A 25,026-nucleotide genomic window follows, 5' to 3' on the forward strand; every position below is an offset into this window, starting at 1 on the left:
CCGGTAATGCACTCTGGACTACCGAATTCTTACCTCTGGCCGGGAGTTCCATGGATCGCTTCCTCGAGGATCACTACATCCCGTGGGACGCTATGGTATTCCCGACCGCTCCGGTCGACCGAGTTCTCGAATTATCCTGTGTGACAAGCTTGTTCTTCGCCATCGACGATCTGGCTTTGGTCGAGCAGGCGCTCTTCGAGCGGGTCGAGCGGGCGTGGCAAGAGCAGCATCCCTACGGCCGGGCCTTCGCCGATATTTTTGGACGTTTACGTTCGCGCATGCGACCGCATGTATGGGAGCGCTTCGTGGCCCGACAAGAAGATTGGTTCCAGTACACCGCCGAAGAGAACTCCTATCGTTCCCGCAACGAGTTTCCAGATCTGGAGAACTATCGCCGGATCCGCGAGCAATCCATCGGTATGTACTCGTATATTGTTCTGCTGGAATATCTCCATGATCTCGATCTCGGAAGTATCGGCGACGACCCTGACCTCGCACAAGCTGCCCGGCTGACGTGTGACCACATAACTCTCACCAACGATCTGCTGTCGATGCGCAAAGAGATCCTCGCAGGCGACGAGTTCAATTCCGTGCTGTGCGTGATGCGAGACCGCGGCATCTCACTGCAGAGCGCCGTCTACACCGTGTGCGATCTGGCCGCGGAAGACGACCGGCAACTCACACAGCTTTCCGATGATCTACGCCTGCGATACCGCGGCCACCCGGCAGAACACGATCTCGGGACAGTGCTCGATGGCCTCGGACTGCTCCGCGCTGGGAATCTCGGGTGGTCCTGGATCACCCCTCGCTACCATGGCCCCGGGTATCGATGGACCGGTATGACAAGCGGCTACGCCACATTCGGTCCCAACCGAACGCTCTGGACACGGTGTCCTCAACCGTCCGCCGAGAACGTCGAAGCGCACGAGCCCGCCCTACTCGCTCCCGAGGCATGATCGCGTCTGTTCGAGACGCGGCCGGGCATTGCTGCCGACCACTCTCGTTTTGTCAGTGCTTGCGTCCGACCGCGCCGTACATTGCGATGTCGGCGTCGGCGACCGAGCCGATGTGGATGGGATCCGGACGCCATTTGTGCATTTGGACCAGGCCCGGCTCTTCGAGTTCGAGCCCTTCGAAGAATTGCTCGGCCTGCGCCTTCGTGCGCCACCGGAGGGTTTCGCCGTGCGAATGGTAGAGGTCGCGCACCTTGGCGAGTGGTTCGGGGGCGAAGTCGTCGGTGGCGATCGTGGCGGCGAAGTAGCTGCCCGGCGGCAGGACATCGATCACGTGGCGGGCGACCCGGAGTGCTTCGTCGTCGTCCTCGATGAAATGCAGCATCGCGATCAGCAACAGCCCGATCGGCTCGTTCAGGTCGAGCGTGTCGCGCAGTTGGGGGGCGGCGAGGATCGCTTCCGGGTCGCGCATGTCGGCGTCGATGTAGGTGGTGCGACCCTCTCGGGTGCTGGTCATCAACGCCCTGGCGTGGGCGAGCACGATCGGGTCGTTGTCGGCGTAGACGATCCGAGCGTCGGGCGCGACCGCCTGGACGACTTCGTGCAGATTGGGCTGGGTGGGGATGCCGGTGCCGATGTCGAGGAACTGGCGGATGCCGCGTTCGGCGGCCAGGAAACGGCCGACACGGTGCATGAAGGCGCGATTGGCTCGCATATGGACCCGCAGCGCGGGCCACACTTTCAATGATTCGTCACCGGCGGCCCGGTCGGGTTCGTAGTTGTCCTTGCCGCCGAGGATGTAGTCGTAGATACGGGCACCGTGCGCTCGGTCGATGCCGAGGTCCACCGGTTCCTTGTCGACCACCGACTTGTCTCCGTTCCGTTGTCGTCTGAAGCCATCGCTGTGTCGATCTTAGGCCGAGCCGGGTCGAGAGGCAGCGCAAAACTATTGGGCGGCAGCCTGGTTGGATCGCACGAACGGTAGGACGATCTCCAGGAATGGTTGCGGCGCGGAGGAGAACGGGACGTGCCCGGTGTCGAGCACGGCCATCCGGGAACCGGGGATACGTTCGTGAGTCTTCCGGCCGATTCTCTCCGGGACGACCGGGTCCCGCCGGCCCCAGACGATGAGCGTGGGCGCCGCGATCTCGCCCGCGCGTGCGCTCAGGTCGAAGGCGGGATCGGTGAAGCTGCGCCACAGCGAGGAGTAGACGGCCCGGCCGTGCTCGGTGGCGCCGGCGCGGACTGCCCGCGCGACCAGCGCCCGGTCATGGTCGTTCGTCGGCTTGGTGTAGTAGGGGACGAGGTACGGCAGCAGCCACCGGGCTACCGGCCGGGAACCGTACGCCCGGCAGTAGGCCCGGGTGAACACCGTCCGCGGGACGAATCCGCCGGGGTTGACCAGGACCAGCCCGGCGACACGATCCGGATGGTCCAGAGCCAGGCGCGCGGCGGCGAACCCGCCGATCGAATTGCCGATGAACACCGCGCGGGTCAGGTCCAGGGAGTCGACGATCTCGGTGAGCACGTCGGCGAGCAACGGCGCGGTCACCGCCGAATTCGCCACGGACGCACCGTGTCCCGGCCAGTCGACGGCGATTACCCGATGCTCTCGCGCCAGTGCCGGGACGATCGGATCGAAATCGTGGTGGTCGTGCAGGTTCGCGTGCAGCATTACGACAGGTGGTCCCGCGCCGAGGTCGTCGTAGGCCACCGGCCCTGCTGAGGTCTGGAGTGTGTACATCTGTGCTCCCGCTGCGTAGCGATCGTGACCGGTCGGTCGTTCACTGACCGATCGGTCGGTCAAGTTGTAAAGTACGGGTCTGGGCCGAAGCGCACAAGGAGCAGCGAGTAACGATCCCTCGGGTGGTCGATCGGACGATGTGGTGTTCGGTTAGGTTGAATCGCGATGAATCTGAGGGAAGAATCCGCCGCCCGCACGCGTGCCGCACTGGTCGAGAGCGGTCTGCGGTTGGCCGAACGCGTCGGCTTGGCCGGTGTCAGCGTCAACGTCCTGGTCGGCGAACTCGGCGTATCCAAAGGGGCGTTCTTCCACCACTTCGGCTCGCGGACAAACTATCTGCTCGCCCTGTACCGCGAATTCCAGGAGCGCTTACAGGCCGATATTGATGCGGCGATCGGCGACATCGCGCCAGGCCGGGAACGCCTGCTGACGGGAACATATGCCTATCTGGACACCTGCTTGCGCAATCGTGGCGTGAAAGCGCTACTGCTGGAAGTCCGGGCCGATCCGCTGATCGCCGACGAGGTGAACGCGCGCCACGCCGCCAATGCCGCACTCACCGAACCGGATTTCGACGCATTGGGCTGGCAGCACCCCGCGGCCGGTGCGCGACTGTGGGGCGGGCTGGTCGCCGAAGCCGCGCTGCTGGAACTCGAGGCCGGTCGCCGACAATCGTCCGTGCGTGACGCGCTGCGCCGATTCCTCCGGTCGTGACTGTTGCTCGGCGCGATCGGCCTCGTCGGAGCCGATGATCTCCACCGCCGCGATGACGATGGCGATGACTACCAGGATCGCCGCGATGGCGACAATGACGACGGTGAGGACACGGTCGCTCCAATCGGATTCGGATGGGTCGGTCCGATTCATCGATGGTGGAAGCGGTTGCCGGGGTGGTGATGTCGGAGATGTTGTGGTTGCGAACTGGCTGAGTATCTGAGCTGTGGTGAGGCGGTCGCCGGGCTGTTCGTGGAGGCAGCCGGTGATGACGAAACGGAGCAGACTTTCGGGAATGCCGGAGAGGTCCGGCGGCTGAGTTGTCATGCGGTGCAGTAGGTTCGGGTCGTTCGTGGTCCCGAACGGAGCACGGCCGGTGAGCGCGTATGCGAGCACACCGCCCAGGGAGAACACGTCGGCTGCGGGGTCTGCTGGTTCGCCGGAGAGTCGTTCAGGAGCGGTGAATGCGGACGGCTCGGGATGTGGTGTGGGGATGCCGAATCGGCTATGCGGGGGCCTTTTTCGGTAATGATCACCGAATGTGGGCTCAAGGCGCCGTGTGTCAGGCCCGCCTCCTGGATAGCGAAGAGAGCGTGGGCGATTCCCGTGGCGATGTAGTCGACTGTCGGAAGCGGTAGCGGACCGCGCTCGGTCACCAGATCCTGGAGTGTGGGTCCGGGAATGTACTCGGTTGCTATCCACGGCCGCAAAGCCTCGGCGTCCGCGTCGAGCACTGTCGCGGTGAAGTCACTGGATACCCTTCGCGCCGCGGCGAAGAGGCGGGCAAGCTCGTCGCGAGTGCACATACCGGCAGCGCGGTCGAGGGGCACGGTCCGGATGGTGACGAGCGTGTCACCGGCACGCCCCAGGTAGACATCGCCGACGGAGGCGGAGCCGAGTCGGCCGACAAGCGTGTACGGGCCGATCGACGGCGGGTCGACGTACCGCAACGGCAGAGTGCGCGGGCCGGTCGGCGCACCGGGCCCCACGAATGGCACTGGTCCCGGCGGGGATGCTTGGATAGGGGCCGGGCGGCTTTCCTGCCAGCGTCGCACCTGGACGATAACGGCTCCCAGGCAGAATGCCGAGACCGCGAGCACGCCCGCGCGGACCAATTCCACTGCGATCAGGCCGAACCCGCCGACCGGGCTGTAACCGTACATGACATAACCGCCGGTCCGTTCCACCCTCGTCGCCGGAATGCTCAACACCACGGCCACGAACCCGAGCACCCAGCCGATCAGCAAGAACAGCCACCACGCCGTGACCCACCCGCCGGTGGGCCGCCCACGCAGATCCGGCGCCCCCGGCGGCGTTCGCGGGTCGCTCGCACGCCACACATCCGCCATGATCATGTGCGGGTACCAGAGGTTGACCACAGGGCAGAACCAGCCGCCGATCACCCAGCCGAGGGAGCGTCGATGCCGTGCGGCGCACATTGTTTCGGCATTGCGGCGCGCGTGCCACAGCCAGACGATGACGGCGATGCCCGCGCCGAACTGCAGTAGGAGAGCCGTTATTCCGGCCCAGGTATAGGACTCCCACTCCGTGCCGGCCGCGCCCGGCCGACCCCAGCTCTCCTCGAAATCCGCGAGGATTATCCAGTCGTTGATCGCGCTCACGAACATCATGCCAACCGCGCCCGCGATCAAAATGATTGCCCACACCCCGATCACGCCGATCGGACGCACGTGTCGACCGCCGCGTGCGATATCGGCGTCCCACCCCATCGACATTCTCCCACTCCCTCCGGCTCCAGCAACCGCAACGCTGACACGCCGCGGCCCGACAAACCGTCCCATAAAATCGTGTTGCACACGACCGCAACACGAATGCGACTGTGGCCGTTTCGAACCGCGCGTTATGCCCGGCCTGCTCGCGTGGCGCTACAGCTTGTCGTAGCGACCGAAGCTGGACCTGGCGAATAGGCATGCCTTACCTTTGGTCGGTGAGCTGGGCCGAAGCACTACCGAACCTTCTGATCTGTCTGCGTGAGGGACTTGAGGCGGGGCTCGTCGTCACCATCTTGCTGGCAGCCGTCCGCAAGACCTCGACGGCGGGCCGTCCGGCGTCGACGTCGCCCGTGTGGCTGGGCCTGATCGCCGCGCTCGCGCTCGCGGGCAGTTTCGCGGCGGTGCTGACCTATTCCACCAGCGTGCTGTCCAGTTCCGCGCAGGAGACCGTGGGCGGCGTGCTCAGCGTGCTGGCCGTCGGGCTGGTCACCGCGATGGTGTTCTGGATGCGCCGCACCGCCGCGTCGCTGTCGGGACATCTGCGCGGCGAGGTCGCCCGGGCGGCGACCATCGGCGCCGGTGCGCTGGCGATCACCGCGTTCCTGGCCGTCGGGCGCGAGGGGCTGGAGACGACGCTGTTCGTGTGGACGGCCGTCAAGGCCTCCGGCACGACGGTCGCCCCGCTCATCGGCGCCGCGCTGGGCGCGATCGCCGCTGTCGTCCTGTGCTGTCTGCTGTATCGCCAGGCCGTGCGGCTCAACCTCGGGACGTTCTTCAACCGCACGGCGTTGGTCCTGATCGTGATCGCGGCGGGCGTGCTGTCCTATGGGCTCGGCGATCTGCAGGACGCCGGAATCCTGCCGGGCGCCCATTGGATCGCCTTCGACTTCACGACCCACGTCGACCCGAATTCGTGGTGGGTATCGATCATCACCGGCATCACCGAGTTGACGCCGAAGATGACGATGCTCCAAGTGGTCGCTTGGCTGGGCTACCTGGCCGTGGTGATCCCGCTGTTCCTGCGCGCGGGCCGCACCGCACCGGCCGTGGCGACCGAGGACACACCGCGCCCGCCGGACCGGTGGGAGCGGGTGGCGGGCCCGCGACCGGTCCTGGTCGGCGCGGTACTCGTGCTGATCCCGGTCCTCGCCGCGGCGACCGCGATCGCGTTGCTGCCGTCGAGCGGCGCGGGTGCGGTGCAGACCGTGTCGGTGACGGCGGATGCCTGTGCGCCAGAATGGAATTCGGCGCACGCGGGCACCCAGACCTTCGCGGTGCACAACAAGACCGAGAAGGCCGGCGAGATCAACCTCGTCGACGCGGGCGGCGCGGTCATCGGCGAGATCGAGACCCTCGGCCCCGCCACCACCGCCGACCTGACCGCGACCCTGGCCACCGGCAGCTACCGGATCCAGTGCCTCATGTCCGGAACGCCGACGACCTCCTCGGCGACGGTCCAAGTGACCGGCGACGCGCCCGACGCGCCCCCGGCCGTGCAGCGCGTCACCGAGGACGACCTCACCGGCCCCAACGACGTCTACCAGGCCTACGCCGCCCAGGCCCTGACCCGATTGTCGGAGACCGTGGCCGCACTCGGTAACGACCTGCGCCGCAACGACATCCCTGCGGCACAGGCCGATTGGCTGACTGCGCAGTGGCATTGGGAGCACGTCGGCGCCTCCTACAACAGCTTCGGCGCCGCGGGCACGGCCGTCGCCGGCCTTCCCGACGGATTGCCCGGCGGCGTCACCGATCCGGACTTCACCGGACTGCGGCGGCTCGAGTACGGGCTGTGGCACGGCCAGCGACCGGAGCAACTGGTGCCCGTGACCGAGCGGCTGGCGGCCGATATCGCCACCGTCCGTAAGGATCTGGGCACACCGGACCTCGCGGGCGACGCGGTGAACCTCCCGCTGCGCGCGCACGAGATCCTGGAAGACGCACTGCGCGACCATGTTTCGGGCATCGACGATCAGGGATCGGGCAGCGCCTACCCGGTGACGCTCGCGGATGTGGAGGTCACCCGGGCGGTTCTCGACGCGGTAGGCCCGCTCGTCGACGCCCGCGCTCCGGATTTGCGTCCGACGCTCACGCGTCGGCTCGACACGCTGCAGCGGGCACTGCTCGCCACCCAGGACGCCGGGCACTGGCGTGCACCCCCGCAGACGCCGCCAAGCGCCCGGCAAGCGGTCCTCGCCGCGCTCGGCGCCGCGCTGGAAGACCTCGCCCGGGTCCCCCGACTGCTGGAAGTCCCCGTCGCCCACTGACCGCCACGAACGACAGGTACACCGAACGATGAATGTCAGCCGCCGCCGCTTCCTCTCCGGCGCCGCCACCGGTGCCGCCGGAACCGCACTCACCGCGGGCATGCTCGTCGAGGGCGCGCACAAGGACGCCGAGGCCGCCGCGGCGGACCGGCCCACCGCGGCGCCGACCTACCCCTTCCACGGCGAGCATCAGGCGGGCATCCTGACCCCGGGCCCCGCGGAGAAGCAGAACGCCACCTGCTACGCCGCATTCGACGTCACCGTGGCCCATCGCGACGAACTCGCCGAGCTGATGAAATCGCTCACCGGCCGCGCCCGCTCTCTCACCGCCGGTGGCACCCCGCCGGATCTGGGCATCGGCGCACCGCCCGCCGACAGCGCCGTGCTCGGTCCCGAGGTTCTCGCCGACGGGCTCACGGTCACCGCCGGCCTCGGCGCGAGTCTGTTCGACGACCGCTACGGCTTGGCCGCGCACAAGCCGGCCGGCCTCACGCCGATGCGCACCTTCCCCAACGACCTCCCCGACCCCCGGTGGATGCATGGCGACCTGCTGCTCCAGCTGTGCGCCCACCACCCCGACACCGTCCACCACGCGATCCGCGACATCACCCGCCAGACCCGCGGCGCGATGCAGCTGCGCTGGAAGATCGAGGGCTACAACTCGCCCCCGCGCCCGTCGGGCACCGGCCGGAACCTGATGGGTTTCAAGGACGGCACCGCCAATCCCACCGGCGCCGACGCGGAATCGCTGATCTGGCTCGGCAACGACGCTCCGGAGTGGGCGCGCGGCGGCAGCTATCAGGTGGTCCGCCTGATCCGGATGCTGGTGGAATTCTGGGACCGCGTCTCGATCAACGAGCAGGAGAACATGTTCGGCCGCCGCCGCGACTCCGGCGCACCCTTGGACGGCAACCAGGAATTCGACACCCCCGACTACGCCGCCGACCCCGAGGGCTCGATCATCCCGCTGGATTCCCATATCCGCCTTGCCAATCCACGCACCCCCGCCACCGACCGCCAGCAACTCGTCCGCCGCTCCTACAACTACGACCTCGGCCTGGACCCCAACGGCAACATGGCCACCGGCCACATCTTCACCTGCTTCCAGCAGGACATCCAACGCCAGTTCGAAACCATCCAGACCCGTCTGGTGGACGAGCCACTGACCGATTACGTCCAGCCTTTCGGGGGCGGGTACTTCCTGGCCCTGCCCGGCGTGGTGGACAGCAGCGACTGGTACGCCCGGGCGCTGCTGGGCTGAGCGTCGGTAGGCCCGCTACCAGATCCACCCGGACTGGGTTGCAGCCCTGACGGTTTACCTATGTGTGCAAGGCAAGTCGGAGGATGCCGGATATAGCCGACTGTGGGGTTCGAGATCATTTCCACGCCCGTCGATTTCCGGGCATGCCCGAGTGGCCCTGTGAATCGGGGACCACACCCAGTACTTGATGCAGCCCGAGCCCGCCGTCTTCGAATCCCAGGGCCGAGGCCGCCATGTACACCCACCAGATTCGCGCACGTCCCTCCCCGGCGAGTGAAACCGCTTGCTGCCAATTCTCTTCCAGGTTGGCGACCCATTTCCGCAGTGTCAGTGCGTAGTGTTCCCGCAACGCCTCGACGTCACGGACCTCGAAACCGGCGCGCTCCATTGCTGATACGACATCGCACACATCGCGCAGTTCTCCGTCGGGGAAGACATAGCGTCCGACGAAGGACCGATCGCCCATCGTGGATCCGCCTATGGAGGAGATGGCGTGATTGAGGAGGCGTCCTTCGGGCCGGAGCAGGGAGTGCAGCTTGTCGAAGTATTCCCCGGCACGGTTCGCTCCGACGTGCTCGAACATGCCGATCGAGGAGATGGCGTCGAACTGTTCGCCGCGCAGGTCGCGGTAGTCCGACAAGCTGATCTCGACGCTGCCGGACAGGCCGGCATCGGCTACTCGCCGGCGTGCGAGTTCGGCCTGAGTACTGCTGATCGTGACCGCTACGACCCGTGCGCCGTACGTCGTGGCGGCGTGCATCGCCATGGAGCCCCATCCGCATCCGACATCGAGCAGGCGCATGCCCGGCCGCTCGGCCAGGCCCAGCTTGCGGCAGATCAGATCGTGCTTGGCGCGCTGGGCATCGGTCAGGGAGACGCTCGCATCGGCGGGGCCGCGTCCGTCATCGTCCTCGGTCGTGAATCGGGCGCACGAATAGGTCATGCTCGGACCGAGGACCAGTCGGTAGAACTCGTTGCCGACGTCGTAGTGATGGCTGATCGCCCGCGCGTCCCGGCTCCGCGTGTGCCGCCGGCCACGACGTGGTCGTGCCTCCTCGCGTGGCCGCGGCGGGCGATGGCCGAGTGCCCCGAGCCGCCCGGCCGCGCTGACCGCGCGCCACGCTCCGGCGACACCCAAGCGGGCGTCGCCCGGCACTGCGGACTGCAGCTGACGGAGGACCTCGAAGATATCGCCCTCGATATCCACGGCGCCGGAAACGAAGGCGCGGCCCATTCCGAGTTCGCCGGGTGCCCACACCATATGGCTCAGCGCATCTTTCGACCGTATACGCATTGTTCCGCGACACTCGCCCGTCGACTCGACCACGCTGCCGTCCCAGAACTCGAAACGCAGCGGCGGCCGCGACCCGAACGCGAGCCGCAGCAGAGGTGCGAATGTCGCCGCGACTGTACTGCCCATGCGACCACTATTCAGCTCCCCGGCCGCCGAAGACACCTCTGTCGCCGGTGTGTCGTCCGGGCAGTGGGCCCCACCGTCCACCCCTGATGCGCGGCACGGTGCACACTGGTGCGGAGCCGCGCCGGGGCCGATGACGTGGGCTTGTGAGTGTGTTGTTCGCTCCCTATTCCGCGTGGGGACATGTGCTCCCGGGAGCGTCGTTCGGGCGGGTGCTGTTCACCAGCGACGCGCTGCCCGCAGTGTGCCTGGCGAGTCATCTCGTCGAGGACGACGGGACAGTTGTCGTGCGCGCCGGGCTGGCAGCACCGCCGGTGGGGATGGGCCCCAAGCTCATGGCCGTCCGGTGAGTCGGGCCCACGCGGCTGCTGCTGTCTTACGATGCTTTCCGCCGGACGGCGGCGGTGTCTGGCGGGTGGCGAGATCGCTCGCCGACCATGCCGTGGCAGCGGGCAGGTAGTCGGTGACGATCGGCAGTTGGACGGTGGGTTCCTCGTCGGCGTCGCACACTCCGGTATGCAGTTGCGCGAAGAACGCGTCGAGAGATCCGTAGCGGGCGCTGACCTCTTCCACGAAATGCAACATGTCCGACCGTGACCTCAGCAATCCCGTTCCTCCCTCGTTCGAATTCCGCCGCCCCGATGTCGAGGGCCGCGTGCCGGTGATCGCGTTCGCCGCTGTGCCGTTGTGGCTGATGGAGAAGGGCCGACGCTGCGCGAAGGTGGCTTGGGCTGCCGTATCCCGACAGTGTCGGCCCTTTCCGGAAAGCTCTCCGGCGAATCACCTCGTGCTGATCCGGCGGAGCCCTGCACCGTCCGACCTCGTATCCGTGGGGGTCGGACGGTGCACCTATTCTCGGTGTCGCCGCCGGGAAGGCCTATGTTCCCGGCGACAATGTGGTCTCGCGAAGTGTGTCGGCGGCAACAGGACCCGTGGGCTGGAAGCGCACGCTAGCATCGCCTTCCGTGCGGCACCGCGACCCGAACACCATCGTTGCCCGGCTGGCGGCATCACTCCGGGAACAACTCGACGAACTCACCGATGAGGTGACCACACTCATCCAGGACAACATCGGCATCTACAGCGAGGATGCCCTCGTCACTCGCACTCAACTATGGTCGGCGGTCCGTCAGAACCTGGCGCGCAGCCTGAGCCAGCTCGAGCGCCCAGACACGGTCGAACACGAGAGCGCCCGGGCGAGCGGGCGTGCGCGAGCCGCGCAAGGTGCGCCGTTGCCGGAGGTGCTGCGCGCATACCGATTGGGTTTCGCGCACCTGTGGCAGCGGCTGCTCGACTCCGCCCGCGCGGCCGGCCCCCGAGAGACCCACGCTCTGCTCGATGCCGTGGCCGGCATCTGGGAACTCAATGACGAATTCGCCAACGCCGTCACCGAGGCGTATCGCGAGGAGATGACCGCCCGCGCGGTGTCATTGGACCGGCGCCGCTCCGCGCTGGTCGCCGCCCTCGTCGACGGCACACTCAGCGACCAGTACACCGCGTGGGAAATCTCCCAGCTGCTCGGCATCCCCTTCGAGGGCCCGTTTTTGGTGGTGATCGCGGAAGTGCCTCCCCTGGAAGGCGAGGCGCTGCTCCATCTGGAAGAACGCCTGCGCTGCCGCGACATCGCCTCCGCATGGCGCTCCCAGCACGACCGCGAGATCGGCATCGTCTACCGCAACCGGCGACGCACACCCGAAGACATCTTCGACATCGTCGCGGGCGCTGCTACCACACGCGTCGGCGTGAGCCCGGAATTCGATCGTCTCGACCGGACTTCTCGCGCTGCCCGGTTCGCCAGCGTCGCGATGGAAAGTCTGCCCGCCGGAACCACCGGCATCAGGCAACTTCCCGACACGCCGTTGAGCGACCTCATCATCAGCAACCCCGACAACACCCGTTCCTTCGTCTGGCGGGTCCTGCGCTGCATCCTCGAACTACCCGACAACGACCGCAGCACCCATATCGCTACCGCTCGAGCCTGGCTCGACGCCCAAGGTTCCGCCGCCGAAGCCGGACGCGTCCTGTACTGCCACGAGAACACCGTCCGGTACCGAATGCGACGCCTGGAGGAACGCCTCGGAACCACCCTCGACGACCCCCTCAAACTCGCCGAACTCGCCGCCGCCCTCCAAGCGATCCAAGCCTTCCCCGACCTCACCGCAACGAGTAGCGGAGCGCGGTAACGGTGCCCTGGGCGGCCGAGCGCAGGAATTACACGTTCGGGGAGAGCCTGTCACGATTGCCGCACATCGACGGATGATCGGCCCGTCCGAGTTCCGATCTGATCGGGCTGTATCAGGTTGCGTCGGAGCGGTTTTCGTACTGATGGACGAGGTGCTGGTAGAAGCGGTTTTCGTGCAACTCCAACGAGATGGGCCGTAGGCCCACAGTGACCTTCCGGTCGACCGTTGTCGAATTGCCCTCGTGATCCAGGCCGAGATCGTCCACGACCGTACGCACCAGTTCGTCCAGCTCGGTATCGGTCACATAGACACTGAGGCGGCATTCGACCGGAACACGTGCGGGGTCGTGAAATTCCTCCCATGCTCGCAGAGCGAACTCGTCGAGTTCCACGACGGGCCCGAATGCGGTGAAGCAGGGGATGCGGTTCACCCCACGGATCCGATGGGCGCTCTCTTCCAGCAGCAGCGCGATCGGGTGGATCCCCTCCCCGTCGAGGGCACCGGATCCGGTGGCGTCGGGGAGCCCCAGACCCACCGCAAGCTCCCACACCCGACGTTCATCGTCCTCCACGCAGGTTCCTTCCCGTCAGCGTTTCCCCCGTGCCCACGACGCGGTAATGCTTCATCTCTTCCTTGGATATGCTTGGGGCGCAAAGTATTCCAACATCGCCTGCGGATAAGGATGTCAGAGAATACTCATGCCCGCAGACCTCGAGCCCTGCCGGCGATGGTCAGCCCGCCCTGGCGTCGACGCGGGCGGTGACGGGGGCTACTGGGTCGGTGGGGTCGTAGATTTCGCAGAACGGCCGGGCTCCGTTTGGGAGGACGGTATCGAGGTTCCACAGGGGGATGGGTGTGGCTCGGCGGGTGAGCCAGTCGCGGAGGTATTCGGTGACGGTGCCGGGGTAGTAGCCCCAGTCGAATTTGTCGGCGTCGGTGAATACCAGGGTCCATTGTGCTGGGTCGGGGTGGTGGGCGTCCCAGAGGCAATAGTCGCCGCCGAAGGATCCGCCCCATTGGATCAGGGTTGCCGCGTCGGTCGATACTCCGGCGGGCGTGTCGGCCGGTGGTTCGCCGAATTCGGTGTCGGCGAGGGGTTCTCGTGCGGCGAAGGTGGCCTCGGCGAGGTCGAGCCACGGTTCGGTGGCGGGTCGGAACAGGCGCAGTGCGTTGCAGAATCGCACGTCGCCGTATGCCGCGAGGAGTTGTTTGAAATCGTCGGGGAGTGCGGTGATGCCGAGGCGTTGTTCGACGGTGGTCCAGTCGAAGGCGGCGCCTGCGCCGGGTGGGGGCGGGAGGAGAGCGGTGAGGTCATCCAGTGCGGTCATCGGTTCGGTGTCTTCCTGTGCCGGTGTCAGTAGTTCTGGACGTAGGTCGGTGGCAGGTTCCAGCCCTGGTCTCCCCAAGCTTGGAGCAGATAGTAGTCGGGGATGACCTTGTCGTCGGTGTAGATCGGCACCTTCGAATAGGTGACGTTCTGTGCCGGAACTCCGTCCACGGCGCCTTGCACGATTTTGCCGAGGTACTGCTCGTAGACCCGCATGGCGCCGGTGTTCGTCGCGCCGAGTTCGGGGGCGAGGAATTGCGGGATGTTGCCGGGGCCGCCGTATTGGTTGGGCCACAGGTGCCCGCGCTGGTAGGCGCCGGTCGCGCCGGGGACATCGATGGTGGGGACGCCGGTGCGGGGGCTCTTGGCGCCGGCGGCGTCGAGGTAGCCGTAGGAGCCGGTGGGGCGGCCGAGTGCGTCGAGGGGTCCGGCGACCGCGCGGGTGTTTCCGGGTCCGGCGTAGAGGGCGGGGCCGCTGTTGCTGGTGGCGCCGGTGCCGGTGAGATCCGGGAGTCGGTAGACCTGGCCGTTGCCCGAATTCGAAGGTGTCGGAACGGCTTTGCCGATATCGAGGAGCCGGGGTGCGGAGGCGAAGAATTCCTGTTGGGTACTGGTCATGCCGGGTTGGCCGGGTGGAGTATTCAGTCCGGGTGCTTGCATGGGTTCGGTGGGGGCGGGGGTGAAGCGCGGGTTCGAGGCCACGCTACCGGGCAGGGGTGAGGGCGCTTTCAGTGTGGCACCTGTCGCGGAGGCCGGGTTGTAGGCGGTGCCGGGGCGGATGCTCGGCGGCGCGAGGATCTGCGAGGGCCGCACCGGGACCGGCAGCGGCTGTGTTACGACCGGCGCGGCGGGAGCCGCGGGCGATGCCTTCAACCCGGGCGCGCCCTGTCCTGGGGCGGGTGCCGGCGGGCCGGGCACCTTCGGTGCAGGTGCAGGTGCAGGTGCTGGTGCAGGTGCTGGTGCAGGTGCAGGAGCCGGTGCGGGAGCCGGTGCCGGTGCGGGAGCCGGTGCCGGTGCGGGAGCCGGTGCCGGTGCGGGAGCCGGTGCGGGCGCGGGGGTGTTCGGTGGTGGTGCGCCGCCGACGTCGGGGACGTCGTGGCCTTGTGAACGGCATTGCTGGGCTTGGGCATTCAGGGCTGCCGCTTCGGCATTGCCGCGTTCGGCTTCGGCATTGTAGGCCGCGACCGCGGCCGGATCCTTCGGGTTCGGCGGGTTCGCGTTATGGGCCGCTGCCGCCTGATTATGGGCCTGGATCTGCCCGACCAGCGCGGCACAATCCACCGGTTCCGCCACTGCGGCCGGTGCGAGCAGTCCCGCCAGGGCTGCCAGCCACACGAGCAGGACTGCCAACACGCGCACGAAGATGTCGACCTGACGGGGCTCGGCATGGGATGGCGTCGTAGATAAGGATGTGGCGCTTCTCGGGCGCAGCCGCACACCGGCAAGCACGCTGATCTCCCGCATTGTCTGTCTCCCCAAACAATTTCGATCTCGAACGTTTCGAGGAGGTCAGAGTGACCGCCGATCCTTAACGATCCCTTGGTGACCGCTTGGGCTCACCACTCGAATTGCGGGCAGATCTAAGGAAGCGATGGGGGATTGGTGTGCCCACTTGGGAGGCAGATCTGGACGGTTTCAGAGGTGCAGAACAGCGGGGGCCAGGCGTTCGAGAATGTCGACGGTGGTGGATAGGTCGGGAGCTACGGGGTTGATGAGGATGTGGTCGGCTCCTGCGGCGAGGTGTTCGCGTAGGCGGGTGGCGATGGCGGATTCGTCGCCGTGGGCCATGATGGCGTCGATGACCGTGTCGTTCACCGTGTTGACCTGTTCGGCGGTATAGCCGAGGCGAATCAGGTTGCGGCCGTAGGGTGAACCGGCGGCGCCGCCGATCACCTGGAGGGCCGAGAGCGATTGCGCGCGGTATTCGCGGGCTCGAGCGAGGGCCTGTGCCGGGTCGCGGTGGTAGATGACGAGTTGCTCCGGGATCACCAGTTTGCCGGGGCCGAGGATGGCTCGTGCCTGTGCGGTCGTGGCGACCGGTGACGCGTACGGGTGGGCGCCGTCGGCGCGTTCGCCCGCCAGGGCGAGCATCTTCGGTCCGACCGCGGCAAGCACTCGGGGATACGGTATTTCGGCGCGGGGTGCCGAAGGTGTCAGCGCTGCCTCCGGCTGGGTGTCCATCTCGTCGAGATATTCGCGCAGGCGGGTCAGGGGGCGGCCGTACTGCCGCCCGACACTCGCGGCCTGCCTGGGGAATCCGACGCCGACTCCGAGGACGAACCGTTGCGGATACGCTTCGGCGAGGGTGGCCGCGCCGGCGGCCATCGTGATCCCGGGCCGCGCCCACATGGTCGCCACCCCGGACCCGATCACCAGCCGGTCGGTGGCCGCCAGCCAGATGCCGAGTTTGGCGAAAATGTCTCTGCCGCCGGTACTTTCGCCGGTCCACGCGGATCCATACCCCAGCTGTTCGATCCGCGCCAGGGCTCGCCGCTGCTCATCGGCCGGAGCGGTCGCGGTGAGCGCGTTGTTCAGCCAGACGCCGATTCGTCCCAGGTGCTGCCTTGCCTCGGTCACTGTTGTCATCCCTGACCCTCCCGCCAGTATCGGAGAGATTTCTCCGCTTCAGTGGGTACTATATGGAGAGACACTCCGCTTACGCAAGGGGGCTCTCAGGGTCACTGCCTGTCCGCTGATGCGGCAGACCGCATCCGAGTAGCGTGCGTGCTACTCGGAGAGGTTTGTGCGCTTCTCCGTGACATGGAACAAGCTGAGGCGTTGCGGCACAGCGGTATTCGCGCGCTCCCTCGTCTTCCTCGCGATTACGGAAACGCGGGCTGTTCTGTATCGAGGGCGTGTGGCAGCCCACGCCGGTAGTGGTCACTGTCGGCGGCCTTGAACGCGTCGAACAAAGGTGGATGCTGGAGGGTGGTGATGAGGGCCGGCGGTTCGGTGCGGCCGGAGCGCTCGAGTATCGCGTTTGCGGCCATGCGCCCGGCGATATTGGCGCCTTCCATGGTGGCGACGTTGATATCGGTTCGAACGTAATCGGAGGCGAGGAACAGATTACCCACGGCGGTGGTCGCGGACGGGCGGTGCTGCCAGGAGCCGGGTTGTTGAATGAACAGGGGAGTGTCGTTGGCGGCGTGGGGCGTTCCGGTCCCGGTGATGGCCGGGTCGAGATGCCACGAGTGCAGATCCGCCGCGGAAAGCAGTCCTGGTTCGTTGTCGTTGAGGTGTGCGAGGATTTGTGCCCAGACTTCGTCGGCGATTTCCTGGCGGGTGCAGTCGCGCGCGGGTTTGTTGTAGACGATGCCGGGGGTCGTCCATTCGGCGATGGCGACGGAGAGTATGTCGTGGACGGTCCCGTCGCCGTAGGTGGTCATATCGCGCTTCCAGAATTGGGCTTGGCTGATCGAGGTCAGGGCCCAGGGCGAGTCGACGAAGCTGGTGCCGCCCGCGGTGAGGGGCAAGGGTTTTCGTAGATAGAACTGGATGCCGCTCATCCAATCCGTGCGCAGTAAGTGGACGCCTTCGAGAGCGGGGTCGGCGTCCAGGACCGGACCGGTGAACAAGGGTGCCGCTCGTTCGGCAGGCATCGCCAGCACGTACCAGTCGGCCTCGATTGTCCGTAGGCCACCTCGGGGGTTTCGCACCAGCACGCCGGTGAGTTGTCCGGCGGACATGGTGAGAGATGTTGCCTCCCAGCCGGTCTCGAACACTGTGCCGCAGTTGCGCAGATGTGTGATCCACGGGTGCATCCACAGTTCGTTCGTCGCGCCTTCGAGGACGCGTACCGCGACCGCGCCGGGCGTGTTTCCGAATCCCAGCAGGCTGAGCAGGAAGGCTTCGCCGATAATCCCGACCGAGCGGGCATTGGCGTCCTCTGAGCGGATGGAGGCCAGATTGCGGGTCAGCCCACGTGCCAGCAGAGCGTTGTACTCCGCGGATTTGGTGTCCGCACAGAGGAACTGGGTCCAGGTCAGATGCTCCCACTGGTGTTCGCGGCGTTCGGGACTGCTGGTCATGAATACGAGCAGCTTGCGAGCGAAGAATTCGGCTTCGGCGGGAGGCATCTGGCCGGACGTGTCGAGAACAGACAGCATGTTGGTGAAGAATTCGGCGAGAGTGAGTCCCGGATTCCACGGGCGCGCAACGTTGGCGATGGTGACCTCGGGACGGCCACCCGTGCGGAAGAATCGACCCGTTCCGGTCGGCACCAGGTTGTCGAACGTGGTGCGCCCGGGACCGTACGGGATGCGTTTCATCAGTTCGTCGAGATTGTGGTAGAAGCCGAGAAACCCTCGGTAGCCGTGCTCCCCAGGCAATTCCGGTCGGCCGTCGGCACTCGATCCGGGCACGGTATTGCTCCGCGCCTTGCCGCCCAGCTCGGCGGTGCGCTCGTAGACGGTCACGGCGAACCCGCGTTCGACAAGCTCCTGCGCGACCGACAATCCCGCGACTCCACCGCCGAACACGGCCACGCTCTGCCTCGCCCCGCCCGGCGGGGCCGCCCGGGACGGCGCACCGAGCGTCACTCCCAGTGCGGCCGCACCCGCCGTCGCCCGCAGCAGTGACCGGCGGCCGACCGCGCGGTTGTGATCGACCGACGAATGCGCCGGTGGCGGCGAAACGGATGGTTCGGGCATGGTGCGGTTGTCTCCCTGTCGGTTTCGTCGGTCACAGTCCGGTCGGCGACTCGATCCACTTCCTAAGCGGTGACGCGAACACCTATTCTGGACATGTGGAGACCAACGTCCCGTGAATGAGTCCGAATAGTCCTGTGCACTAACATATTTGAGTGACGTTGCCTTGTCAGGCACAGAGGATGTTAATGCAAATTCTTCGACTTGTCAGATCGAGATCGGTGCGTCGGAGCTTCGCTCCAGCGGATACGATCGGTGACATTTGCCGATTCGCTTCCGCCAGGTGACGGCCGGAGGGCGGCCCGGATGCGGGCGGAATGGGCAGTGCCAGGGCCCCGTGGGGATCGGGCTACGGTCGGTGGGGATGGACGTACTGACACTTGGCCCGGCGTCGTCTCGACGTGTTGTCTTGTTCGCCGCTGGGGCCGGCGGCGATCCCGAGCGGTATCTACCCTTGCTGGAGGACCTGGCGGCCGAGGGATGGCGGGTGGTCGCGCCCTACTTCGCGCGCTTCGGCACGCCCGATCCTCCTGTTGATGAGTTGCGGGCGCGTCCGCTGGGGCTCGTCGAATCCTTGCGGCGGCACGGCAGCCCGGCTGCCGAGGTTGTGGTAGTGGGTCACTCGATCGGCGGATGGGCTGGGCTGTGCCTGGCGGGCGCATCATCGAAGAGGACGGGCTGGACCGCGTCCAACTGCTCTCGGATGTGACCCGAGAGACCGCGACGTTCGTAGGCTCGTTGTGAACCCACACCGACGAGCTGACGGACTCCGCCCCGCCTCACTAATTGAGGACCGCGGTCAGGTAGCTGTGTAGTGCGCGCTTCAGCTCCGCGGTCAGATGGGAGCGCTCCGGCTCTCGGGATTCCGCAATCACCGGCAGGATGCCGCGAACGATCTGCAATGCGATCAGCGTGTAACGGTCGATCTCCGCTTCGGACTTGTGTGGTGCTCGCGCGGCCAGTACCTCGTGGACGCGTGCGACCAAGGCTTGCTGTAGCCGTGCCATGGCCTCGCGCAGTTCGGGCGGATTATCGGGTCGCATGAACAGCGGGATAAACCCGGGATGCGCTGCGTGGAACATCACCATTCGATCAACGGAACGTTCCAGGAATTGTGCCAAATCGTGTTCCGGCTGCCCGGCCGTCCCCACTGCGGCGGCGCGGGCTTCCTCCAATTCGGAAACGTAACGCTGGAGAAGTGTGCACGCAATTTCTTCCTTGTTTCCGAAGAATTGGTACAGCGAACCCGGAGAGATATTGGCGCGCCGGGCAATATGATTGGTGGTGGCCCGGTCGAATCCGACTTCGGAAAATACCGCTTCCGCGGTGGTCAAGATCTGCTCACGGCGTCGTAGGCCCCGGGCCTGTCTCCGCACCGGCGTCCGATCGCTCGTCGTTGGGCTGGTCTGCGGCACGTGCCCTCCTTTCTCACGGCTGGACAACGTGAGCTGTGACAGCGGCGAGCGTTGGGATCGGACACCCTTGGTATCGCGACTTCGGATTATCAAACCATCACCATTTATCCTTTCGGTTCGCGCGGCAGGTCGATACTTCGGTGCGAGGCGGATGCGTAATTATTCCGGATATTGTTGCCGCATGGGTCGCGGTAGCGATCGGAGAATATCGGCGCGGGTCGACGATGATGTCGCGAATGGCCGCAGCCAGGGTGCGGAGGGGGAGTTTATGGAAGGCCGGCGAGCAAGCGAATCAGAGCGTTCGATGTACAACTCGAGAGATCGCCCGTCTATTACGATATGTGCGGCGGTACCGGAGGCGGTACGCCAGGACGCCGACGCCGAACGGGTTGTTCGTATTCTGATTGTCGGCGAGCATTCGCTTACCCGGGAGATCATGCGCGAATCACTGAAGATGATTTCATCGTCGTGTCGGATGTGCAGTGCGGTGAGGCGGCGGAAAAGATCTCGCTCCTGCGCCCGGATGTCGTGTTGTTCGATATCGACGGCGCGGGAAAGAGTCCGGTGGAGGTCGCGCAATCGTTGATCGATGCGCGGCGCGAAGCCGCGCTCGCCGTCCTGAGCCCGACGAATGTGGGTACCGTGCTCTACGACATGCTGGCGGCGGGTGTGCGCTGCTTCCTGCACAAGGACATCTCCCGTAGCGAGCTGACGAGCGCGATCCGGAGCGTGACGACGGAGGGAACCAGGGTCACGCTGAACGTTCCGAGGGAATTCCTCACTAACACAGACGAATCCGACGTCGGGAACTTGTCCCATCGGGAAATCGAGGTGCTCGAGTTGGTCGCCGGCGCGATGTCCAACCGGCAGATCGCGAATACCCTGTCGATCACCGAAGGCACGGTGAAACGGCACCTCAGGAGCATCTTCGTGAAGCTGGGCGCGGTGTCGCGCATCGACGCCGTCAATCGCTGTCGTGCGGTCGTCGAACGAGGCGAGGCGGCGTCGCGCGAGCAGTGAGCACTCGCGCGCGGCACCGATCGACTCTCCAGGAGACGTTCGCTCAGAACGCCGCTTCGTCGAGTTCCATGATGTCGTTGTCCAGGTTGGACAGGACCGTGCGGGTCGCGGTCAGTGGCCCCGCTCCGCACTTCGAGCGGGTGTTCCTCGCCGGCCATTCCAACGGCGCGCAGCTCGCCGAAACCGAGGCCTACACGTTCCGGGATGTCGACTCGCTCATCCTGATGGCGTGGTCGGATGGAGGGGTCACCGCCGACGTGCTGCCGCGTGTCGCGGCGGCGGCCGGGGAGTGCGCGAGTGGCGGTGGGGCACATGAATCCGGCTCCGGCGCAACGGGATACGTGTACTTCGATCCGGGACGTGCCGCGTTCGAGTCGGACAACTTCGCCGACGCCGATCCGGCCGTCGTCGCGGCCGCCCTGCCGCTACAGAATCAGCTGCCGTGCGGCGACCTGCTGAGCCAGACGCCGGGGGCCATGCTGAATCTCGCCAGGGCGGGCGAGATCTCGGTGCCGGTCCTCGCTCTCCACGGTGGGCGGGATCGCTGGTCCACGGGCGGTGACCAGGCACTGGCCGGGTTCGGCTCGGCGCCGGAAACCAAGGCCCTGATCATCCCGGGAGCTGGCCATCTGCTCGGCCAATCCGAGTCTCCGGCACGGATTTTCGACCCGCTGTCCGACTGGCTCGACAAGTACTCGACGAACTGACTCCGCAAGCCCGCAACCACACCGATGTCGATGGAGGTCGATATGGCAGCCCTGAAACCGGACGCTCCCGCCGTGAGCGTCCATCGTTGGTGGACCCTCGCGACGGTGTCGGTCGCGACGTTCATGTTGTTGCTCGACATCACGGTGGTGAACGTCGCGTTGCCCGCCATTCAGGTGGACATGACGGCCACGTTCGGGGACATGCAGTGGGTGATCGACGCGTACGCGCTCGGGCTGGCCGCGTTCCTGCTGACGGCCGGGTCGCTCGGTGACCGGATCGGGCGGCGGCGGTTGTTCGCCGCCGGACTGGTGTTGTTCACGCTGGCGTCCGCGGCCTGCGGGTTCGCGGGAGAGCCCTTGGTGCTCAATATTTCTCGGGCCGTACAGGGGATCGGCGGAGCGGTGCTCTACGCGATCGGCCCGGCACTCATCGCCGCCGAGTTCCACGGCAAGGAACGCGGCGCGGCGTTCGGAATCTTCGGCGCCGTCACGGGTGTCGCGGTGGCCGCCGGGCCGCTCATCGGCGGTGCGCTGACCGAGCTGGACTGGCGCTGGGTGTTCTTCATCAACGTGCCGTTGGGTGTGCTCGCATTGATCGTGGTCTGGACGCGGGTGGCCGAGAGCGCGGGCCGGCGCGAGCATCCGATCGACTACGCCGGGGTGGTCTCGTTCTCGGTGGCGCTGGTGGCCTTGGTCTTCGGAATCATTCGCGCGCCGATCGTCGGCTGGACGTCGGCGACAACGCTGGTCTCGCTGGCGCTCTCCGTGGTGATGCTGGCCGCCTTCGTGATCGTGGAACTGCGGACCGGCTATCCGATGCTGGACCTCGGACTGCTGCGCAACCGCACCTTCGACGTGCTGTCCATCGCGACGTTCGCGATCAACTTCGCTGTGCTGCCGGCGATCCTGTTCGGCGTGCTGTGGATGCAGGGGGTGCTCGGTCATTCGGCCATCGAGACGGGTGTTCGATTCCTGCCGCTGACGGCCATGCTGTTCGTCGCGGCCGTGGCGGGCGGTGTGCTCAGCGCCCGGCTGCCGATGAACGTGTTGATCGGCACGGCGCTGATTCTGTCCGGGGTCGGGTTCCTGCTGTTGCTCGGAATCGACGCGAACGACAGCTGGACCGGTGCGCTCGTGCCCTTCATGATCACCGGTCTCGGTATGGGCCTGTTCAATCCGCCGCGCGCGAACGCGGCCGTGGCATTGGTCTCGGCCGAGGATTCGGGGATGGGGTCCGGCGCCAACGAGACGTTCCAGCAGGTGGGGGCGGCATTGGGGATCGCGGCGCTCGGTGCGGTCGCGCACGCATCGATCAAATCGGACCTCTCCGACACGCTCGGTCTGCCCGCCGAGCAAGCCGAGGCCGCCTCGGATGCGGTGGCGGCGGGCGCCGTCCGTTCCGTGGTCGAGGGCGTACCGGCCGGTCAGGCCGCCGCGGTGCGCGAGGCGGCGGTCGACGCGTTCCTGACCGGCTTCCACAGTGTCGTGACCATCGGCAGCGTGGCCTGCCTGATAGGGGGTGTAGCGGCGCTGCTGTTGATCCGCCGGCGCGACTTCGTCCTGGACCCGGCTGCTCCGGACGTCGAGGTGCAGCCGGAACACGAGGCGGCCTACTGAGCGAAGGCATCAAGCCCCTACTCCGGTGATTGCTGTTACATACCCAAATTCGCTGCGCTGCAATATCTTTCAGGATATCCGGTTTGGCAACGCTACGGATTGGGGACGTAATGACTTGCACCACTGACACATTCGGTTCCGAAAAGACCACCGGCACCGCGCAGGCAAGCATCGAGCCCGCGCGGCCTCCGGCCACAGCCGCCGTACCGCGGCGGACGGCACTCGAGGACGGCACGCCGCTGTCGATCGAGGTCGGCCGCAACGACATGCGGTTGATCGATGTGATCACCGCACCGCTGCGGGCCTGGGTCAGTCCGCGGTTCCACGGGTTGGAGAACATCCCCGCGGACGGCCCGGCACTGCTGGTCGCGAACCATTCGCTGGTCGCGCTGGACGGTCCGCTGCTGATCCACGAGGTGCTGCGCCGGCACGGGCGCCTGGTGCGCGGCATCACCGATCACGGGCTCATGGACAAGCCGGTGATGGGAAAACTGGTGCAGCGCACCGGCGGCGTGCGCGGCACCCGCGAGATCTGCCGGGCCCTGCTGGAACACGGCGAGATCGTCATGGTGCTGCCGGGCGGCACCCGGGAGGCGTTCCGGCGCAAGCACGAGAAGTACGTGCTGAAATGGGAGGGCCGCACGGGATTCGCGCGCATGGCCATCGAGGCGGGCGTCCCGATCATCCCGATCGCGATGATCGGCTCCAACGACGCGTTCGACATCGTGATCGACGGCCACCATGCCCTGATGTGGCCGTTGCGGCGGCTCGGTGCGGCCGGTCCGCGGCAGAACCCGGTGCCGCCGCTGTTCCATGGCCTCGGCCCGACACTGCTGCCCAAACCGCAACGGTTCTACTTCTCCCTCGGCGCCCCGATCGATGCCGCACAGTGGCGCGGCCCGGACGATCGCGCCCCCGAACTCCAGTCGGTCGTCCGCGAGGCATTGGAGAAGGAATTCGCCTTCCTCTTCGCCGAGCGCGAGCGCGACCGCGGCCGAACACTCTGGGGACGTACCCGCACCGCGCTGCGCCTGTAGCCCTGCCGGTTACGCCCGGAGCGGATCATGGTTGCCGGCGAAGTCGAGCAGGCGGGGGAGTACCTGCTCCGGATTCGCCCACAGCAGGTCGTGTCCGATGCCGGGATAGATTTCGACATCCGAGCGAGTGATGTGTCGGCGGACGCGGGCGGCGCCGCGGTCCGGATCGCTGACGACCGTGTCGGCACCGAAGAGCACCAGTGTCGGCACGGTGATCGCGGCGAGCTGTTCGTCGGTGAACGGGCGGTCCCACGGCATCGCCGGCCGGAACTTCAGCGCCGCGACGGCCAGCGCGTATTCGTCCTCGGTCATGTCGAATCCGGGCACCAGCCATTTGTTGAACTTCCGCATCCGCTCGGCGTTGGGCCGTATCCCCGCGGCGATGAATTTGAGTAGCAGACGCGCGCGCGGCTTGGCGAACGTCGAAGCGCTCGGCTCGAGCATGGTCAGGCTGGCCAGGCGGTCGGAGCGATACACCGCGACCGCGCCCGCCAGCCAGGCTCCCAGGGAGTTCCCGGCAAGATGCACGCGGTCCGCGCCGAGCCCGTCGAGCACCTCGCCCATCCACGTCGCGACATCCTCGGCCGTACGCAGCGGCGCGGTCTGCACGCACCGCCCCGCCCACCCGATGACATCCGGCGTGTACACCACGCGATCGCGCGCCAGTTCCTCGATGAACCGGAACCACACCTGGCCATTGCCACCGATGCCGGGCAGCAGCACGATCGGCGCGCCCGGGCCGCTGCCCGAACTGCGCACTCGCGTTGTGCCGAAAGAGGTTTCGACATCGGCACTCGTGGACGGCACCGGCCATTTCGCGGCCACGACGTCGTAGGCGTGCCGGAATGCCGCCTCCGCTTCCGCGCTGGTGAATCGACCGATCTTCGGCATGACGGAACCTTTCGCCGCATATTGGTATGAACGTATCACATAAGCTGATATGACCGTATCATGGCTGCGGTATGGTCGTATCCCTCCAGCATCA

Annotated in this window: 22 protein-coding genes and 2 pseudogenes; 11 read left to right on the top strand and 13 right to left on the bottom strand. The window is 66.6% G+C overall.

What is annotated here, in order from left to right:
- Positions 1 to 50: 50 nt before the first annotated feature.
- Positions 51 to 956 (top strand): hypothetical protein, encoded by a 906-nt coding sequence (locus ACFMRZ_RS03115; protein WP_400177812.1) that lies wholly within the window; start codon positions 51 to 53, stop codon positions 954 to 956.
- A gap of 52 nt (positions 957 to 1,008) precedes the next feature.
- Here ACFMRZ_RS03115 and ACFMRZ_RS03120 read toward each other — a convergent pair whose 3' ends face one another.
- Positions 1,009 to 1,818: an SAM-dependent methyltransferase gene (locus ACFMRZ_RS03120; protein ID WP_280270766.1), complete on the bottom strand. Its 810-nt coding sequence runs from the start codon at positions 1,816 to 1,818 to the stop codon at positions 1,009 to 1,011.
- A gap of 81 nt (positions 1,819 to 1,899) precedes the next feature.
- Positions 1,900 to 2,697, bottom strand: coding sequence for an alpha/beta fold hydrolase (locus ACFMRZ_RS03125; RefSeq protein WP_400177813.1), 798 nt, complete (start codon positions 2,695 to 2,697; stop codon positions 1,900 to 1,902).
- A 165-nt stretch (positions 2,698 to 2,862) separates the two neighbouring features.
- Between ACFMRZ_RS03125 and ACFMRZ_RS03130 the strand changes: the two genes are divergently transcribed.
- Entirely contained in the window at positions 2,863 to 3,411 is a 549-nt protein-coding gene (locus tag ACFMRZ_RS03130) for a TetR/AcrR family transcriptional regulator (protein ID WP_400177814.1), read from the top strand.
- 270 nt (positions 3,412 to 3,681) lie between these two features.
- Here the strand turns inward: ACFMRZ_RS03130 and ACFMRZ_RS03135 are convergent.
- Both ACFMRZ_RS03135 and ACFMRZ_RS03140 read right to left on the bottom strand, forming a co-directional pair.
- A pseudogene (locus ACFMRZ_RS03135) lies at positions 3,682 to 4,113 on the bottom strand (hypothetical protein); the annotation flags it as partial.
- A 512-nt stretch (positions 4,114 to 4,625) separates the two neighbouring features.
- Positions 4,626 to 5,213, bottom strand: a pseudogene (locus ACFMRZ_RS03140) (DUF4328 domain-containing protein); the annotation flags it as partial.
- Positions 5,214 to 5,341: 128 nt separating this feature from the next.
- On the opposite strand from ACFMRZ_RS03140, the gene efeU reads away from it, so the two are divergent.
- Positions 5,342 to 7,411 (top strand): iron uptake transporter permease EfeU, encoded by a 2,070-nt coding sequence (gene efeU / locus ACFMRZ_RS03145; protein ID WP_400177815.1) that lies wholly within the window; start codon positions 5,342 to 5,344, stop codon positions 7,409 to 7,411.
- 28 nt (positions 7,412 to 7,439) lie between these two features.
- Positions 7,440 to 8,672 carry a Dyp-type peroxidase gene (locus tag ACFMRZ_RS03150; RefSeq protein WP_400177816.1) on the top strand — a complete coding sequence of 411 codons (1,233 nt, stop codon included), beginning with the start codon at positions 7,440 to 7,442 and terminating at the stop codon, positions 8,670 to 8,672.
- 115 nt (positions 8,673 to 8,787) lie between these two features.
- On the opposite strand, the gene ACFMRZ_RS03155 is transcribed toward ACFMRZ_RS03150, so the two are convergent.
- Positions 8,788 to 10,092 carry a class I SAM-dependent methyltransferase gene (locus tag ACFMRZ_RS03155; RefSeq protein WP_400177817.1) on the bottom strand — a complete coding sequence of 435 codons (1,305 nt, stop codon included), beginning with the start codon at positions 10,090 to 10,092 and terminating at the stop codon, positions 8,788 to 8,790.
- Between the two features lie 143 nt (positions 10,093 to 10,235).
- On the opposite strand from ACFMRZ_RS03155, the gene ACFMRZ_RS03160 reads away from it, so the two are divergent.
- Entirely contained in the window at positions 10,236 to 10,439 is a 204-nt protein-coding gene (locus tag ACFMRZ_RS03160) for a hypothetical protein (protein WP_400177818.1), read from the top strand.
- On the opposite strand, the gene ACFMRZ_RS03165 is transcribed toward ACFMRZ_RS03160, so the two are convergent.
- Positions 10,423 to 10,674: a hypothetical protein gene (locus tag ACFMRZ_RS03165; RefSeq protein ID WP_400177819.1), complete on the bottom strand. Its 252-nt coding sequence runs from the start codon at positions 10,672 to 10,674 to the stop codon at positions 10,423 to 10,425. The two genes, ACFMRZ_RS03160 and ACFMRZ_RS03165, sit on opposite strands and share 17 nt — an antisense overlap.
- A gap of 380 nt (positions 10,675 to 11,054) precedes the next feature.
- Here ACFMRZ_RS03165 and ACFMRZ_RS03170 point away from each other — a divergent pair, with 380 nt between their 5' ends.
- Positions 11,055 to 12,272, top strand: a complete 1,218-nt coding sequence (locus tag ACFMRZ_RS03170) for a PucR family transcriptional regulator (RefSeq protein ID WP_400177820.1) — start codon at positions 11,055 to 11,057, stop codon at positions 12,270 to 12,272.
- A gap of 112 nt (positions 12,273 to 12,384) precedes the next feature.
- Here ACFMRZ_RS03170 and ACFMRZ_RS03175 read toward each other — a convergent pair whose 3' ends face one another.
- The 5 genes from ACFMRZ_RS03175 to ACFMRZ_RS03195 all read right to left on the bottom strand — a co-directional run bounded on the left by ACFMRZ_RS03175 (position 12,385) and on the right by ACFMRZ_RS03195 (position 18,248).
- Complete coding sequence (locus ACFMRZ_RS03175; RefSeq protein WP_400177821.1) at positions 12,385 to 12,843, bottom strand: hypothetical protein; 459 nt, start codon at positions 12,841 to 12,843, stop codon at positions 12,385 to 12,387.
- 160 nt (positions 12,844 to 13,003) lie between these two features.
- Positions 13,004 to 13,600: a hypothetical protein gene (locus ACFMRZ_RS03180; RefSeq protein WP_400177822.1), complete on the bottom strand. Its 597-nt coding sequence runs from the start codon at positions 13,598 to 13,600 to the stop codon at positions 13,004 to 13,006.
- A gap of 26 nt (positions 13,601 to 13,626) precedes the next feature.
- Positions 13,627 to 14,217: a DNA/RNA non-specific endonuclease gene (locus ACFMRZ_RS03185; protein WP_400177823.1), complete on the bottom strand. Its 591-nt coding sequence runs from the start codon at positions 14,215 to 14,217 to the stop codon at positions 13,627 to 13,629.
- A gap of 1,017 nt (positions 14,218 to 15,234) precedes the next feature.
- A complete protein-coding gene (locus ACFMRZ_RS03190; protein WP_400177824.1) occupies positions 15,235 to 16,185 on the bottom strand; it encodes a TIGR03620 family F420-dependent LLM class oxidoreductase in 951 nt (316 codons plus the stop codon).
- A gap of 236 nt (positions 16,186 to 16,421) precedes the next feature.
- Positions 16,422 to 18,248, bottom strand: a complete 1,827-nt coding sequence (locus tag ACFMRZ_RS03195; RefSeq protein WP_400177825.1) for an FAD-dependent oxidoreductase — start codon at positions 18,246 to 18,248, stop codon at positions 16,422 to 16,424.
- A 361-nt stretch (positions 18,249 to 18,609) separates the two neighbouring features.
- On the opposite strand from ACFMRZ_RS03195, the gene ACFMRZ_RS03200 reads away from it, so the two are divergent.
- Positions 18,610 to 18,954, top strand: coding sequence for an alpha/beta fold hydrolase (locus ACFMRZ_RS03200; RefSeq protein WP_400177826.1), 345 nt, complete (start codon positions 18,610 to 18,612; stop codon positions 18,952 to 18,954).
- A 73-nt stretch (positions 18,955 to 19,027) separates the two neighbouring features.
- Here the strand turns inward: ACFMRZ_RS03200 and ACFMRZ_RS03205 are convergent, their stop codons facing one another.
- On the bottom strand, positions 19,028 to 19,660 hold the full coding sequence (locus ACFMRZ_RS03205) for a TetR/AcrR family transcriptional regulator (protein ID WP_400177827.1): 633 nt from the start codon (positions 19,658 to 19,660) through the stop codon (positions 19,028 to 19,030).
- A gap of 531 nt (positions 19,661 to 20,191) precedes the next feature.
- On the opposite strand from ACFMRZ_RS03205, the gene ACFMRZ_RS03210 reads away from it, so the two are divergent.
- The 4 genes from ACFMRZ_RS03210 (at position 20,192) to ACFMRZ_RS03225 (ending at position 24,041) form a co-directional block, all read left to right on the top strand.
- Positions 20,192 to 20,680 carry a LuxR C-terminal-related transcriptional regulator gene (locus ACFMRZ_RS03210; protein ID WP_400177828.1) on the top strand — a complete coding sequence of 163 codons (489 nt, stop codon included), beginning with the start codon at positions 20,192 to 20,194 and terminating at the stop codon, positions 20,678 to 20,680.
- A gap of 77 nt (positions 20,681 to 20,757) precedes the next feature.
- Entirely contained in the window at positions 20,758 to 21,387 is a 630-nt protein-coding gene (locus tag ACFMRZ_RS03215; RefSeq protein ID WP_400177829.1) for a hypothetical protein, read from the top strand.
- Positions 21,388 to 21,429: 42 nt separating this feature from the next.
- Positions 21,430 to 23,004, top strand: a complete 1,575-nt coding sequence (locus ACFMRZ_RS03220) for an MFS transporter (protein WP_280272602.1) — start codon at positions 21,430 to 21,432, stop codon at positions 23,002 to 23,004.
- Positions 23,005 to 23,114: 110 nt separating this feature from the next.
- Positions 23,115 to 24,041 carry a lysophospholipid acyltransferase family protein gene (locus tag ACFMRZ_RS03225; RefSeq protein ID WP_400177830.1) on the top strand — a complete coding sequence of 309 codons (927 nt, stop codon included), beginning with the start codon at positions 23,115 to 23,117 and terminating at the stop codon, positions 24,039 to 24,041.
- 9 nt (positions 24,042 to 24,050) lie between these two features.
- Here ACFMRZ_RS03225 and ACFMRZ_RS03230 read toward each other — a convergent pair whose 3' ends face one another.
- Complete coding sequence (locus tag ACFMRZ_RS03230) at positions 24,051 to 24,932, bottom strand: alpha/beta fold hydrolase (RefSeq protein WP_400177831.1); 882 nt, start codon at positions 24,930 to 24,932, stop codon at positions 24,051 to 24,053.
- Positions 24,933 to 25,026 lie beyond the last annotated feature (94 nt).

Source organism: Nocardia sp. N2S4-5 (assembly GCF_044628355.1).
Classification (GTDB): Bacteria; Actinomycetota; Actinomycetes; order Mycobacteriales; family Mycobacteriaceae; genus Nocardia; species Nocardia wallacei_B.